This is a genomic window from Citrobacter sp. Marseille-Q6884, assembly GCF_945906775.1.
Taxonomy (GTDB): Bacteria; Pseudomonadota; Gammaproteobacteria; order Enterobacterales; family Enterobacteriaceae; genus Citrobacter.
Genome location: NZ_CAMDRE010000001.1, coordinates 2,454,018 through 2,470,115, shown reverse-complemented (window position 1 = coordinate 2,470,115; position 16,098 = coordinate 2,454,018). Strand labels below are relative to the sequence as shown.

Sequence of the window (16,098 nt, the reverse complement as noted above, 5' to 3'; positions counted from 1 at the left end):
AACCTCTGCACAGCGGTCATCATAGACCGCTGTTTATTAAGGAGACGTTATGCAGGAATTGATATCTCAGGTCGAAGAACTCGGCATTGAAATGAATCACACCACCTCGCTGGTGATGATTTTTGGCATTATTTTTGTTACTGCCATTATTGTTCACGTTATTTTGCACTGGGTGGTATTACGCGCATTTGAAAAACGTGCCAACGCCAGCTCCCGTCTGTGGCTGCAAATTATCACGCAAAACAAATTATTTCATCGTCTGGCGTTTACGCTGCAAGGTATCATCGTCAATATACAGGCCGCACTCTGGTTACAAAAAGGCAGCGAAGCCGCTGAAATATTAGTGACCTGTGCGCAACTGTGGATCATGATGTACGCCCTGCTGTCCCTCTTCTCCCTGCTGGACGTCATTCTTAACCTGTCGCAAAAACTCCCTGCCGCATCACAACTGCCGTTAAAAGGCATCTTCCAGGGCATCAAATTGATCGGTGCGATTATCGTCGGCATCTTGATGATCTCTTTGCTGATTGGTCAGTCTCCGGCAATCCTGATAAGCGGTTTGGGTGCCATGGCTGCCGTCTTAATGCTGGTATTTAAAGACCCGATACTCGGTCTGGTCGCCGGAATACAGCTTTCGGCAAACGACATGCTGAAACTGGGCGACTGGCTGGAAATGCCCAAATATGGCGCAGATGGCGCAGTCATTGATATTGGTTTAACAACCGTAAAAGTGCGGAACTGGGATAACACCATTACCACCATTCCCACCTGGTCGCTGGTCTCTGACTCTTTTAAAAACTGGAGCGGAATGTCTGCTTCCGGCGGTCGCCGCATTAAACGCAGCATCAGTATTGATGCCACCAGCATTCATTTTCTTGATGAAGATGAACGGCAGCGCCTGCATAAGGCGCACCTACTGAAGCCCTATTTAACGAGCCGCCATCAGGAAATTAATGAGTGGAACCAGCAGTTAGATGCGCCTGAATCCGTCCTGAATCATCGCCAGATGACCAATATCGGCACCTTTCGCGCCTACCTGAATGAATATTTACGCCACCATCCACGCATCCGTAAAGATATGACGTTGATGGTTCGCCAGCTGGCGCCGGACGATCACGGTTTACCGATTGAAATTTATGCGTTCACCAATACAGTGGTGTGGCTGGAATATGAAAGTATTCAGGCGGATATTTTCGACCATATTTTTGCCGTGGTCGAAGAGTTTGGTTTACGCATTCATCAGTCCCCTACCGGGAATGATATCCGCGCACTGTCAGGCGCATTTCAGCGTTAATGATGAATAGTGGGAAAGCGAAATACCCCAAAGAGAAGACCGATCTCATCGTGTGATGAGATCGGTAACGCCTTAACGTGCTTTACGGCGCAGCAGTTTAAAGGCAATAAACAGGAACACAATCCACGCTGGCAGCAGCATCGCTGACAGGCGCATATCATCCATCGTGCACATCAGCACCAGAATCATGGCCAGAAAGGCAATACACAGATAGTTTCCGGCCGGATACAACAGCGCTTTAAACTGTGTATCGCGCCCTTTGCGGCGCATCGCGGCACGAAAACGCAGGTGCGCCAGACAAATCATAATCCAGTTCAGCAGCAGCGTTCCCACTACCAGCGCCATCAACAGACTGAACGCTTTTTGCGGCAGCACGTAGTTGATCAGCACCACCAACGACGTGATGGCACCGGAAAGAACCAGTGAGTTCACCGGCACGCCGCGACGACTGACGCGGGTCAGGAACTTCGGCGCATTCCCCTGCACCGAAAGACCAAACAGCATACGGCTGTTGGAATACACGCCGCTGTTATAGACCGACAGCGAAGCCACCAGAATGACAAAGTTCAGCGCCGAAGCAACCACGTTGCTGTCAAGGTTGTGGAAAATCATCACAAACGGGCTGCTGTTTGATTTCACTTCCACCCACGGGTACAGCGCCAGCAACACCACCAGAGAGCCGATATAAAACAGCAGAATACGGTACACCACCTGGTTTACCGCCTTTGGAATGCTTTTCTGCGGATCACGCGCTTCGGCGGCGGTAATCCCGATCAATTCCAGCCCGCCAAACGAGAACATGATCACCGCCAGCGACAGGATCAATCCGTTCCAGCCCGTGGCGAAAAAGCCATTGTAACGCCAGAGATTATCGATACTGGCGTGTTCGCCGCCATTGCCGGAAAAAAGCATCCAAATGCCAAAGCCAATCATGCCGATGATGGCCAGCACTTTAATCAGCGCAAACCAGAATTCTGTTTCGCCATACAGCCGCACGTTGACCAGATTGACGGCGTTGATGATAACGAAGAAAGCAGCAGCCCAAATCCAGGTGGGCACATCGGGCAGCCAGTACTGCATGTAGATCCCGGCAGCCGTCAGCTCCGCCATCCCGACCAGCACAAACATCACCCAGTAGTTCCAGCCAGACAGAAAACCCGCAAACGGGCCCCAGTATTTATAGGCAAAGTGGGCGAACGATCCGGAAACGGGCTCTTCGACCACCATTTCGCCTAACTGACGCATGATCAGAAAAGCGATGATCCCGGCCACGCCGTAACCCAGCAGAACAGCAGGTCCCGCCATCTGAATGGCCGGACCAATCCCCAGAAACAGGCCCGTACCAATTGCGCCACCCAGCGCAATTAATTGAATATGGCGGTTTTGCAACCCCCGCTGAAGCGTCGGTTCACTTGTTGACGCGGCATCGGACACGCTGGTGTCTGATGCAGTTGACGCGTTTTTCACGCCCTACCCCTGTGTCGTTTTTATTGAAGGGGCTCCTTTTAACATTTCAACCTGGTTGTCGCAAGGCGCAATCGTTTGGACGGAGGAGTTTCACGCCCACCGGCATCCCTCATTTTCTCCCCCGGGTTGGTAAGACATATCCCCTACGCTGTTGGCCGCATAAAGAGGCAGACTGTTAATGAGATAAACGCGCAGGAACCCGAAAAGTGCGCGTTATTACCGCTTTTTCATAATTACAGTGAATTATTCTGGACGAAAAGGCACCGCAGGCCACAGAATGCGCTTTACTGTTTTTTCAACATTTTCAAACGGGTGAACGTGCTCTGATATCCGTCACTCGTTTTTAAGCCACGTCAGGCAACGACCGTCATGAATAAGATCATTAAACGATTAGAGATCGTCAAAAGCGCTATCGAACTGGAGGATGAGGAGATCATTTTCCAGCAACTGACGCATCTGAAAAATGAGCCTTTAGCAGACGTACCTGACGCAATACTGCAGGCCATCGAGGAGCGACGCTTCAGCGATGCCCTGCGTGAAATTACAGACTGGCTACACGCCCAAAGAGCCGTATCCACATGGCAAGACCCAAAGATTGCCGCCAGTAAACTCGAACTGAAAGCGCTGGAAGTACAACTGCGTGACTTAATTGATAAGCGTAACACGCGCATTCAGATTCTTGATGACTTCAATGATTTGTACCATCTTCGCCTCGGGCCGCTGATGAGCCGCATTCTGGAACTGCGCAAACAACTGGCCGCCAGCGCGCAGCGTAAACAGGAAGCCGAGCGAAAACGGCGGGAAAAAGATTATCAGTCCTGTCAGCACTATATTTCGCGGGCAGTTGATGAACTGGCGAAGCTCAAACAGCGCTGGATAGAACTGAATTCCGATTCCCGTGAATCCGTGGAAACTCGCCAGCGAATTCAGCAACAAACCGAACTTATCACGGCCCTGCTGGCAGAAATCCGAGAGCTGGAAAATGATTTTTCCCGTCATGACGACAGCGCGACCCGCCAGGCGCAGGAAGAGGCGAGTCATCAATATGACGAATATCAGGAACAACAGCAGGATGCACAGCACCGCTATACGCGTGACCAGCGGCTTTCACAGGATGAACGTCATGAGTTAAAACGCCTGTGGCGTCAGGCCAGCCGTCTTTGCCACCCGGACGTTGTCGCGGATGACTTAAAAGAGAAAGCACACCAGATGATGGTGCAGCTTAACCAGGCGCGACAAAACGCAGACCTCGCCACCGTACGGGCTTTGCTTACCCAACTGCAAAACGGTCTCGAACCGATGATGGCAAGCGACCGACTGAACGATCTGCAGCATTTACGCGCCAAGATAGCGCAGCTCCGGGAGCAAATTAACGCCCTGCTTAAAGAGATTACCGAACTGGAGGCGGAAAACGCCTGGCGTCTTGCTGCTTCCGTCACGGACAAAGAGGCCTATTTCTCAGAGCAGCAGCGGGCGTTAACGGAAATCCGCAATACGCTGGAAGTCCAGGTGCAACAGGTTGAGCAGGAGCTGTTGACCGGCTAAGTCTCATCTGTGCACCGAGTGACATTGCGCGACTTATCCTGCTTTTTCGCCAATTAGCACGAATAGCTAATTTTGATATTAAAATCCACAAAATTAACAAAAACCAGCACCTAACACTAAAAATCATCACCTTACAGCTAATTAATGCAAATAAGGCGATATTTTCATCTAGCCAAAATCCCCCCACCTCAATGATGTGATCGCGAGTGAGAATTCTCCTACCTCGCGCTCATCCTGCAAGGAAAAATCTCTACCCCACTGTTTTAACGTGTTTTTTCTAACAAACCTCGCATCGCAACTCTAAGAATTCCCTGCCTTTCAGGTACTTTCCGATACGCAACTTCGTCAATCCATAAGTGAAATCTATCAATCATCTGCACAGAGGTGAAATAAACGATTTATTTTAAAATTTAACAAAGAGTAATATCTACATTAAGAATAGTTAATTATTTTACTAATAACAGAGAATATCTGTTAAATCCGAATAAATAAGGATGCGTTCAAACCGAAGAACGATATACGAGATTTAATTACACTTTCACGCATCGTAAAAAACTCTTTTTTAGAATGAAAAAGAGGCGATTGCTTGCACCAAAATTTCAAGGAGATCGTTATGTCTAAGGCTGTTTTTTTGGGTGACTCACTTTACCCGTGGCTTGGCATGCGAGAAATCCTACGTGGCTCATCACTTATTATTGATATCGCGTACTATTCCTCTCAGATGCTTTCCTCTGTCAAAGCACTCTCTGATGAAACAGATTTCATCATTATTAATCCTGACGATTCTGATTTTCTAAAATATGCCAGGATTATCCGCAACATGGCGTTATCTCCGTCGACGACAATTATCGTTCTCGCCGATGAAGTCACCTTTTCCCTGTTTCAGACTGTTTGCGGGATGAAGATGCAATTTCTGGATCAGGATGCCAGCCTTGATCAGCTACTGCAGACCGTCACGCGTATAACAAAAAACAAAAAATCACGCAATATCAAAGAACTGACCAACAAAATCACGGCTAATGAATTCAATGTAATGATGATGCTTGCCCGAGGCTGGTCACTTACGCAAATCGCCGGAGCATCGCAAAAAAGCGAAAAAACAATTGGAGCCTACAAGAGTAACATCGCCAGAAAACTCGGCAAAAATAACACCCGGTTAAAGTACACAATTTCGCACTATAGCCAGCCATAACTTATTCATTTGAGGATACTGATAACGGATATTTTTTAAAGGATTTCCTTTCGGCTCTTTTTAATTCCGCATTGCCCGGAAGGGATCGCTATTCCCAAAAATTAATCTATCCGGTAGCACTCCCGCGTGCCAACCATAGCCAACAACTCAACGTAATAACACATGCAAAGCAGAAATGCAGTTAAGGGTTATATATGAACAAGGTTTACAGCATTATTTGGAACGCGGCGCTCGGTATCTGGGTTGTCGTATCCGAATTAACCAAAGGGAAGAAAAAAAGCAGCTCGCGCAAAACGGTTGCGGTATTAGCTGCAACGGCATTACTCAGCACCTCTCCGCTCGTTATGGCGGATGACACTGGCGATCATGATATTTCCGTTGATTATAACAATATTGTTATTCAACCGGGCACCAAGGACGACGTCCACAATGATGGCTTCCTCTACCAGAACGCCACTAACGGTGCAGTGTTAAACGTCGCTGGCGCATTGCCGAAGATTGAGCAAGGCCAAACCGGCCTGGTCGAATCAGCGACCATTGAGCAGTTGCTACAGCAAAATAAAATCACGCTCACCGCGACCATTGGGGGCGTTAGCACGCCGATCACCACCGTTGAAGAGCTGGAAAAGTATTACTACAACCAGCCGACATCCACACCGTCACAAGATGACAAAATCACCGTCATCGACCCTGCATTACAAACCCCGGCAGATATGCAGGTCTACAACACAGATGAGCTGGTGCACTATCTGACCGAAACGCCGTTAGAAGGCATCACGTTAAACACCTATGACGCGACCCTGTCTAAAATCTATAACAACTTTGGCATTGCGCAGGCCAGCAACGGTTCGACGGCCAATCTGAACATTGGTAACGATCAGAAGAATGCCCGCGATGCAGAAAACACCATCAAACTCCTCGCCAAAAATAGCTCCCTGCTTGAAGCCAGCGGCACAGGCAGCAAGGTTAACTGGATTTCCGATAACTACATCTCCTTTGGCGCCGCGCCCGTCGTCCCGACTGAAACCTTTAACGGTTCTCAGACGATGGATCAGTTCGGCGAAAAATTGACTATCGATACCTACGGATACGATAGCAACGGTAATGCGGTGAAAACCGGCACCAAGGATTTTGATATCACCACGACCGAAGAGCTGGGTGATCTGAACGACTGGCTGCTGGGCGAAAGTGACGCCACGGTTTTAAATACCCAGGGGCAAAAGGTCAGCCAGCTGCAGCTGATGCTGGATGCCAATCGCGCCACGATGTCGCTCAAAGACGTTGAAGACTGGTATGCGAAGCTGATTACCAGCGTTCTGCAATCCGATACGGTCACCGGCTCGGTTGACTGGAAATACCAGGTCTGGAAGGATGGCAAAAGCCATGACAATAACGCCACGATCGGCAATACCGAGCTGCACGCCGTATACGCGCATGGCGCGGGCGCAACCGGGACAGTAACCAAAGATTCTGTGCTGGCAGTAGACGGCAGCATTAATGGCGTAATGAAAGGCACGGATGGCGCCGTCATTACGAACCAGGGTTCCCTCAACGCACTGCGTACTTCCACAAGCCACAGTCTGGCGATTGGTATGCTGGCGGAAAACGCCACGGCAACCAACACCGGTACTATCAACTCCGGTTTGTTCATCGATAAAGATGGACGACAGGCTGTGGATAGCTACGGCGCTATCGGTATGCAGGGCACAGGTAAAAGTACGCTTACCAACGATGGCATCATTAACCAGGCTATCACTACGGGTAACTATGGTACCGCCTCAGCGGCCAACCCATGGGATACCAACACCACGGTAACGACGCCCATTACGCTGGCCATCGGGATGCAGTTGTCAGGAGACGCTACCGGGGTTAACAACAAAACGATCAATGTGGTGGACGGTAACGCCAGCGGCGCCTCTTTTGGGAAAGGTACCGCGTATGGCGTTGAAGTGGCTGAAAATGCCAACTTCACCAACAGTGCTGACGCCACGATTTATCTCGGCCGTGATGGTGCTAACACCGCACAGGATGTCGAATTGACTGGCGGCTCTAACCTCAGCGCGGGTATCCATGCACGCGGCGCAGGGACTGTGACTAACGCAGGGAATATTACCCTCGGGACCGGCGTACGTAACGCGGCTGGCATACTGGTCGCGGGCGCAAGCGGGAATGTCATCAACACCGGCGAAATTTCGGTGAACGGTAAGACATCCGGGCTGCCAAACTACGGGATGTCGGTACATAACAGCGGCGCAAATGCGGGTCAGACCATCCGCAATGACGGCCAGATTGATGTTAACGGCAAGAACAATATCGGCATTCATGTCCGTGCAGACAGCTCGGATGCCAAAGTCACCACCAGCCAGGCCGGTGAAATTACGGTGAACGGCGAAGGTGGAACCGACGAGCGTAACTACGCCATTTGGGTTGAAGGCTCCTCTGGCAAGCAGGCGGTTGCGGATATCGCTTCCGGTATTACGCTGAATGGTACCGGGGATATCGGGGTACACGTTCGCGGCAGTGCAACGGCGAATATCAATAACGACAGCAGCCCTGTCTTTAACAGCACTGACCAGATAGGTTACTTTTTATACGGTGCCAATGCAGTCGCGAACATTGGCAAGACGGAGATGAATGATAATGGCCAGACCAATACCACTATCTTCCGTGTTGCTGAAGGCGCTAAGTTTGCTGGCAACAGTAAAGACCCGATAAGCGGAGATTACTCCGATCTTAAACTGTCACTCAGCGGTAAGAACTCTGTTGGCGTACTGGGTACAGGTAACGGTACCGATGTAGTCACCGGTGAAGCGACGTTCAACGTCGGCGGTCAAGGCGCATCGGCCATTGTGATTGAAGGCGGCGCAAGCGGTAATATCAGCGATAAAACCACCATCAATCTTACCGGTGTAGAAACCACTGCCGGGATTGCTGACGGCCAGGCGCATAATTTAAACGGCTCCACAAATGGTAACCCGGTAGACACCACCCTCACCTCTGACGCCAGCATTACCTCTGCGGCCAGCGGGGAAAGGGTTATCGCCTATGTCGCAAAAAATCTGGGTAATATTATTCTCAATGCGAAAGCGCTTGTGGACCTCAACAGCATCAATAGCATCGGTGTTGATGTGCAGCAAGGCGGGCGTTTAACCAATAATTCGTCCAGCGAGTTGCACGTCAGCAACGGTATCGGCGTACGCGCCTCTGGCTCCGATGCGCAGATCAAGCGACTGGGGAAAATCAAGGTTGACGATGGCACCGCAGGCGTTCTGCTGACAAACGGCGCCGATCTGGACATTACCGCCGCAGCGGGTGACTCCATCATCACCAATGGCACCGCAGACGGGATTCGCCTGGATAAGGGTGCCGGTTCACTGACGGCCCGAGGGGTTAGCATCAGCGCATTGGGGACGGGCGCAGGGATCCAGAACGACGCCAACAGCACCAATATCACGCTCAACGATGTGACCATTAATGCCAACGACGGCTCAGGTATCCGTACCAGCGTTGCGCTGAATGTAAAAGACGGTGCGGGCAACAAGCTGAATGTCACCGGCAGTGGTACCGGTTTTGCCTTTGAAGAACGCAACGGTAGCGCTGTGTCCGGCGATCTGAATATTGGTACGGGTTACACTGTACTCGTCCATAACGCGGCGGGTAATGCGACAGGCAGCGGGATCCGCGCCAATACCAGCGGTAACGTCACCACCAGCGCCGACATTACCGTGCAGGACAGCACCGGTGATTCAGCCGTTATCGCGAAAAATGTTAACTCACTGACCAACAACGGGAAAATCATCTCTAACAGCATCAATGGACCGGTGATTGATGCCAGCGGTGCAAACGGTAAAACCATTACCAATACCGGAACGATCCGTGCCGCCAGCGACACTGCCGTGGCAATTCAGTCCGGCGACGGCAATGACACCATCAATATCGACGGTATCGAAACGGTCGGCGTCATTAATACAGGCGCGGGCACCGACACCCTGAACTGGTCTAAGGGTACCTTTGCAGGCGAAATGAATTTCGCGGGAGCAAGCGGAAACAATAAAGCCAATATCGGTAACGTGGATCTGAGCAATACGCGCCATATCCTCACCGCCGCAGGCGCAGGTAACGCCCTCACCTTCACGGATACCCACGGCACGGGTGCCAAAATCGGCAGCCTGAGTGGCGATAATCTCAGCACTGGCACCAATATCGGCACAGGTTGGGACTCGCTCACACTTTCCGGCTCCCAGGCCGATATGCGCGTCGTTGATCGTCTGACGCTGGCAAGCAAAACGATCGCCGTCAACAACGGCGCCACGCTGCGTACGGGCGACCACGGTGAGGCCAGCAGTACGGCCGCCACCATTGGTGATTACAATGTCACCACCCAGGGCGCAAATAGCCGCGTGATCTTTGACACTCAGGGCGACGCCACCGCCGCGCAGATCTATAACGGCGTTATCAGCGGCGACGGCAAGTTTGAACGTGCCGCGGGCGGCACCACGATCTTCACCGCTAACAACACCTACACCGGCTCCACCACTATCGCTAAGAACAGTACGCTGCAACTGGGTTCAGGCGGGAATACCGGGGAAGTCAGCGCTGTGTCGAGTATTCTCGATGACGGCGTACTCACCATTAATCGCGCCAATAACGTCCTGCTCAACGGCATCATTTCTGGTACTGGTGCGTTACAGCAAATCGGCGGCGGGACAACACGTCTGGGCGGGAACAATGCCTATACGGGAGAGACGACCGTCACGAGCGGGGCTCTCCTGGTCAATGGTGACCAGAGCGCAGCAACGGGTATCACCACTGTCAGCAATGCTGCCACATTGGGCGGTAACGGCGTGATCGGCGGCAACGTTCTGATGAACGATGCCTCGACAATCAGCGCCGGTGACGGTGGCGCAGGCACGTTATCCATCAAGGGCAATTTGCAGCTTGGCAACAAAACGACCTCTGCTTTCGAGCTGGGTCAGGCCTATACACCGGGCGGTAAACAGAACGACCTGATTAATGTCGAGGGCAATCTGCAACTCGACGGTACGCTGGATGTCACCACATCGCAGGGCGGCAACTTCGGGCCGGGCGTATACCGTATTTATAACTACGGCGGCACCCTGGATAACCAGGGGCTGGATCTGGGCACTATCCCGGACAGTCAGGATAAGAACAACGTCTTTGTCCAGACCTCTATCGATAAGCAGGTTAACCTGGTTAACGCCAATGGTGTCACCCTGCAATTCTGGGACGGCGCGACCGTGAGCCAGAGCCACGGCGCCACCGGTATTGAAGGTGACAGTAAAATCGACGGCGGCGATGGTAAATGGATGGCAATCGGCGCTCAGGGCGACAATAACTGGACAACGGCAACCGGCGATGGCAACGCGCCATGGGCACAGAAATCGTTCGCCGTTTTCACCGGCAATGCCGGTACCGTTACCGTTGATAACGCGGCAGGTGACGTCAACTTCTCCGGGGCGCAGTTTGACGCCGATGGCTATGTCGTTAAAGGCGATGCTCTTAACGCTTACGCCACCACAGAAGATGCGACCCACGCGGGTCAAACTCCGGGCACGGGTGAACTGCTGCTGCGCGTCGGGGCCGGTGCTGCGGGACAAAATTATACCGCCACCATCGAATCCATCATTCGTGAAGCCAGTACGAACGATAAGCTGACGCTGGTGAAAACCGACCTGGGTCGCCTGATCCTGAGCGGTGATAACGAGTATCGTGGCGGAACCCGAATCGATGGCGGTACGTTGCAAATTTCTTCAGACACCAACCTCGGACAACGCGGAACGGGTCTGGAGATCAACAACGGTTCGACATTGCAATTAGGGGCTGATTTAAGCACCGATCGCACCATCACGCTGGGCGCAAATACCGATGCAGAAGTGTTCGATCTGAACTCACATCACTTCACCCCAACCGGCGATATCACCGGTGACGGCAAACTGAAAATCACCAGCAGCTCCAGCGATGCGGGCAGCACGTTAACGCTCGACAGAGCGAACAGCTACAAAGGGGAAACTGAGGTTGCCGGTACCGGGAATGCAAACAATGTGACCGTCAACGTCAGCAAGACCGGCGCTTTTGGTAGCAATGCGAGCAGCACGGTAACGGTTAACAAGGGGGCGACCGTTAACGTCAGCGGCACAGACACCAGCCTGCAATCGCTCACCATGAACATTGCCGACAGCCTGCTCACGCTGGCTGACAATGTGACCGCCGCAAGCGCGAAGCTGAATCTGACGGGTAAAGCAAAAGCGGTGTTAACTCAGGATTCTACGGCGGGTGACGCGACGGTTAACGTCGGGAAAGACAGTACGCTGGCGCTGGAAGACAATGCCAGCGGCGGTACCGCCGATGTCACCAACAGCGGGCTGATGACGTTTGCCGATCTGGCGATGGCGGAAAACACCGTCGTTAAAAATCAGGCTGGCGGCCGGGTTGATATCAGCGCGGTGAACAGCGCAACATCTATCGGTTCGCTGTCTGGCGCAGGTAACGTTGAGCTGGGTAATAAATCCCTGTCTCTGGGTAACCTGAACTTTGATGACACCATCAGCGGTGTCATCAGCGGGAATGACGGCAATCTGGTGAAAATCGGTACCGGCACGTTGACGCTGGAAGGTGACAACACCTATACCGGCACGACGGATGTCGATCAGGGCGTGCTGCTGGTGAACGGTAATCAGTCTGCCGCGACCGGGCAGGTCACGGTGAAATCCGGGGCGACGCTCGGGGGTAACGGCATTATCGGTGGCGCGGTCGATGTACTGGATAACGCGCATATCACCGCCGGTGCCGCCATCAACAGCGTGGGTAAATTGACCACCGGTTCTCTGACGCTCAGCGATAACGCCCAACTGGATTATCAATTTGGTCAGGCCTATACCCCGGGTGGGGCCTTTAACGACCTGATTAATGTCAACGGCGATCTGATTCTGGATGGCAAACTCAACATTGAGACTTCGCCAGGCGGAAGCTTCGACGTGGGTGTTTACCGCGTGATTAACTACACCGGCACATTAACCAACAATGTCATGGACATTGCTAACGCGCCGGAAGCCGCAGACAGCCTGTATGTACAAACTTCGGTGAAAAATCAGGTCAACCTGGTTAATCATGCCGGGCTGACGCTACGCTTCTGGGACGGCACCGGCGGTGAAAATGGCGAACTGAAAAACAACGGTGTCATCAACGGCGGTGACGGCATCTGGCAATCCAGCCAGGGGAATGACAACTGGACGACGGATGAGTCAACACCAGAAGGCGCGCTGAACGCACCGTTTACCGATGCGGCATTCGCTGTCTTCCAGGGTGAAGCAGGCAACGTGACCGTTGATAACAGCAAAGGCGACGTGATCATCAGCGGTGCGCAGTTCGCTACTGACGGTTATCGCGTGGGGGGTGAAGCCATCACCACCGATACAGCCGATACGCTGATTCGCGTCGGCGACGGCACGGTTGACGGCATCAACTATACCGCCACCATCGACAGTGTGATTCGCGGAACTGGCGGACTGAACAAAGGCGATCTCGGCACGCTGATCCTGACTGGCGACAACACCTACAGCGGTGGCACCACCATCACGTCAGGCACATTACAAGTGGCGGGCGATACCAACCTCGGCGCGGCAGATACCGGGATCACCTTCAATGGCGGTACGTTGAAATACGGTGACGCGTTCAATACCGCGCGTCAGATCATGCTGGAGTCTGGCGGCGGAACCTTCGATACCAACGGTTTTGACGTTTCACTGCTGACTGAAGTGGAAGGTGAAGGCCAACTGACCAAGACCGGCAAAGGCTCACTGACGCTGACGCAGGATAACACCTACACTGGCGGCACCACCATTGCGCAGGGCGTATTGCAGTTAGGTAACGGCGGTAATATCGGCAGCGTACAGGGCGATATCGTTGATAACGGCGTGCTCAATATCAATCGTGCCAATACCCTGACGTTAACCGGTAACATCAGCGGCACTGGACAGCTGTACCAGTCCGGCAGCGGCACCACCGTTCTGCAAGGTTCCAATACCTACAGCGGTGAAACCCTGATTGCCAACGGCGTACTCCAGGCCGGTAACACCGACACGCTGAGCGCCGCATCGCATCACTATGTAGCGACGGGTACCACGCTGGATACGCAGGGTTACAACCAGACGGTCGCGGGACTGGACAATGGCGGTGACGTCTCGCTCATTGGGCAGCAGGTAGGCTCAACGATCACCGTCAAAGGCGATTACCGGGGTGAAAACGGGACGCTGAACATTGCAGCAACGCAGAACGCCAGCGGCGCAGGCATCGCGGATCGCCTGATTATTGATGGCGGTAAAGCCAGCGGAAGCACCCTGCTGAATATCGATGGTTCAGGTTTGGGAGCCCCGACGGTCGGTGACGGGATTGAAGTGGTAACGGCGCTCAATGGCGCGACGACCACGGCGCAAACGTCACGGGATGCATTCCATCTTGCCTCTGATCGCATGGCTGCGGGTGCCTTTGAGTACCAGTTGCAAGCCGGGAACGCGCAAGGCCAGGGTGAAAACTGGTACCTGAGAAGCGAATACCGTCCAGAAACCATGCTGTACTCCGGTCTTGCCAGCGTTGTGCGCCAGGGCGACCTCAGTCTGTTGGGTAACATGCATCAGCGTATGGGTGATGATGTTAAACCGGGCTTTGATGAGGACAACCGTGCGTGGGCCAGAATGCTCGGTTACTCCGGTAAAACCAAACTGGATGATGCGGCAGGCACGCAAACCAGTTCGCATACCATGGGTATCCAGGTCGGCGTCGATATGCTTGGCAATGAAAACTGGAAAGCCGGTCTCTATACCAGCGTTATGGATATCGACAGTAACGTGCAGGGCACGAAAAACGGTAGCAACGGTAAAGGCGGCAACATCGACGATAACGGGTTCTATGTCGGCGGCTACGCCACCTGGTTCTCCGGTAACGGCATGTATGTTGATAACGTTCTGCAGTACGGTAACCACAAGTCCCGTTTGTCCGCAAACGGTAATAACGGTTCCTACACGGTGAAAGGAAACACGCTGACGGCGTCGACGGAAGTGGGCAAATCCTTCCGCTTAGGTGCCAGCGCCTGGAGCCTTGAACCGCAGGCGCAATTGATTTACCAGTACAGCGATTTCGATAACAGCACGTTGGATGGCGAAACCAAAACGAAGGTTAAACTGGATACTGCAGATTCGTTTACCGCGCGTCTGGGTGTGCGTCTGGTCGGTGACTACGATACCAATCATGGCAAATTCCAGCCTTATGGCCGGGTAAACGTCTGGCAGGGGCTTGGGTCAAAAGACAAAACGCACTTTAGCAATGCGGTGACAACCACGACGCTGGAATCGTCTCAACAGTACTCCAGCACCGAAGTTGCAGCCGGTCTGACCTGGTCTATCGACAGAAACCTGCAGGTCTACGGTGAATTGGGTACGCAGTTCAGCAATGGCGGCAGTAAATCTCAGGTTGAAGCCCCGGTTAATGCCTCAATTGGCTTTAAGAAATCGTTTTAATTTAACGTAAACGAAACCCGCCCCCTGTATTCACAGGGGGCTTTTTTTTGCGTGTCCGTTTGTTCTCAGAGAACACAGCCTGATGGCGCTGCGTATATCAGGTCTGGGCGAGTGACATGAGGCGTTGTCGGTCGGATACCGGGCAGGCGCTATCTGGCAACACCGAAAAATAAACAACCGGAGGTACGTCAAAACAAGGAGGGATTAACGATTATGCTGCAGTAACAGTGCGGGAATGTCTTCGGCCATGACCGGAGGAGAGATGTGAAACCCTTGAATTTTATCACAGCCAATCTGCGTCAAACGTTCCAGCTGCGACTGGGTTTCTACCCCTTCCGCCAGCACTTCAATACCAAAGTTGTGAGCTAATGAAATAATACCCTCAACGATTTTTGTTGATTTGGTATCCGGCTCAATACCCGCGACAAACTCTTTATCAATTTTTAAGGTATCGAAGGGATATTTTAACAGGTAGTTGAGGTTAGCGTGTCCGGTACCAAAATCATCCAGCGCGAGTTCTACCCCCATCGCTTTCAGTTCCGTCATATTTTTCGCCGCTATCTGACTGTCACACAGCGGCGACGTTTCCGTGACTTCTATTTGACATCGATGAGCCGGAAGCCCGGAAGCGGCGAGATTTTGTTTCACCCGTTGTGGTAACAACGGGTCACTAAATTCAAGCGCAGAAATATTTACCGATAACAAAATGGGATCAGGCCAGGTGGCTGCGACATCCCAGGGAGGATTGGTGACCATATCTTCGATGGAAAACATATTGCCGGTGTTTTCCAGTAACGTAATAAATATATCAGGAGAGATCATGCCCATTTGAGGGCTATTCCAACGCATGAGTGCTTCAAACCCGCTAATACTCTGGGTCCGCAAATTGAAAATCGGCTGATAAACCATATAAAGTTGAGTGGTATTCAACGCCTTTTCAAGCGCAATTAACACCTCACTGGAATTAAACATTCCCCCTCTCCCTCTACAAATCCTATAAATAAAAAACCAGTCGAAATCACTCCCACGTTGTATCTACTTTTAGAGGTATTACATCAGAAAAGAAT

At 52.3% G+C, this 16,098-nt stretch carries 6 protein-coding genes; 4 read left to right on the top strand and 2 right to left on the bottom strand.

Features of this window, described 5'->3' with window-relative positions:
* Positions 1–49: 49 nt before the first annotated feature.
* Entirely contained in the window at positions 50–1,294 is a 1,245-nt protein-coding gene (locus N7268_RS11585; protein ID WP_260863036.1) for a mechanosensitive ion channel family protein, read from the top strand.
* 72 nt (positions 1,295–1,366) lie between these two features.
* Here the strand turns inward: N7268_RS11585 and pheP are convergent, their stop codons facing one another.
* The gene (pheP, locus tag N7268_RS11580; protein ID WP_260863034.1) at positions 1,367–2,761 is read right to left on the bottom strand and encodes a phenylalanine transporter; all 1,395 of its coding nucleotides are present in this window, start codon (positions 2,759–2,761) and stop codon (positions 1,367–1,369) included.
* 369 nt (positions 2,762–3,130) lie between these two features.
* Between pheP and N7268_RS11575 the strand changes: the two genes are divergently transcribed.
* The 3 genes from N7268_RS11575 to N7268_RS11565 all read left to right on the top strand — a co-directional run bounded on the left by N7268_RS11575 (position 3,131) and on the right by N7268_RS11565 (position 15,031).
* Positions 3,131–4,306 (top strand): DnaJ family molecular chaperone, encoded by a 1,176-nt coding sequence (locus N7268_RS11575; RefSeq protein ID WP_260863032.1) that lies wholly within the window; start codon positions 3,131–3,133, stop codon positions 4,304–4,306.
* 613 nt (positions 4,307–4,919) lie between these two features.
* Positions 4,920–5,498, top strand: coding sequence for a helix-turn-helix transcriptional regulator (locus N7268_RS11570; protein ID WP_260863030.1), 579 nt, complete (start codon positions 4,920–4,922; stop codon positions 5,496–5,498).
* A 194-nt stretch (positions 5,499–5,692) separates the two neighbouring features.
* Positions 5,693–15,031, top strand: coding sequence for an autotransporter-associated beta strand repeat-containing protein (locus N7268_RS11565; protein ID WP_260863028.1), 9,339 nt, complete (start codon positions 5,693–5,695; stop codon positions 15,029–15,031).
* A gap of 204 nt (positions 15,032–15,235) precedes the next feature.
* Here N7268_RS11565 and N7268_RS11560 read toward each other — a convergent pair whose 3' ends face one another.
* Positions 15,236–16,003: a putative bifunctional diguanylate cyclase/phosphodiesterase gene (locus N7268_RS11560; RefSeq protein WP_260863026.1), complete on the bottom strand. Its 768-nt coding sequence runs from the start codon at positions 16,001–16,003 to the stop codon at positions 15,236–15,238.
* Between the last annotated feature and the right edge of the window lie 95 nt (positions 16,004–16,098).

Excerpts from the sequence above, each read along its gene's own strand:
- N7268_RS11585 (WP_260863036.1), top strand. The coding sequence starts at position 50 with ATGCAGGAATTGATATCTCAGGTCGAAGAACTCGGCATTGAAATGAAT.
- N7268_RS11575 (WP_260863032.1), top strand. The coding sequence starts at position 3,131 with ATGAATAAGATCATTAAACGATTAGAGATCGTCAAAAGCGCTATCGAA.
- N7268_RS11570 (WP_260863030.1), top strand. The coding sequence starts at position 4,920 with ATGTCTAAGGCTGTTTTTTTGGGTGACTCACTTTACCCGTGGCTTGGC.
- N7268_RS11565 (WP_260863028.1), top strand. The coding sequence starts at position 5,693 with ATGAACAAGGTTTACAGCATTATTTGGAACGCGGCGCTCGGTATCTGG.
- N7268_RS11560 (WP_260863026.1), bottom strand. The coding sequence starts at position 16,003 with ATGTTTAATTCCAGTGAGGTGTTAATTGCGCTTGAAAAGGCGTTGAAT.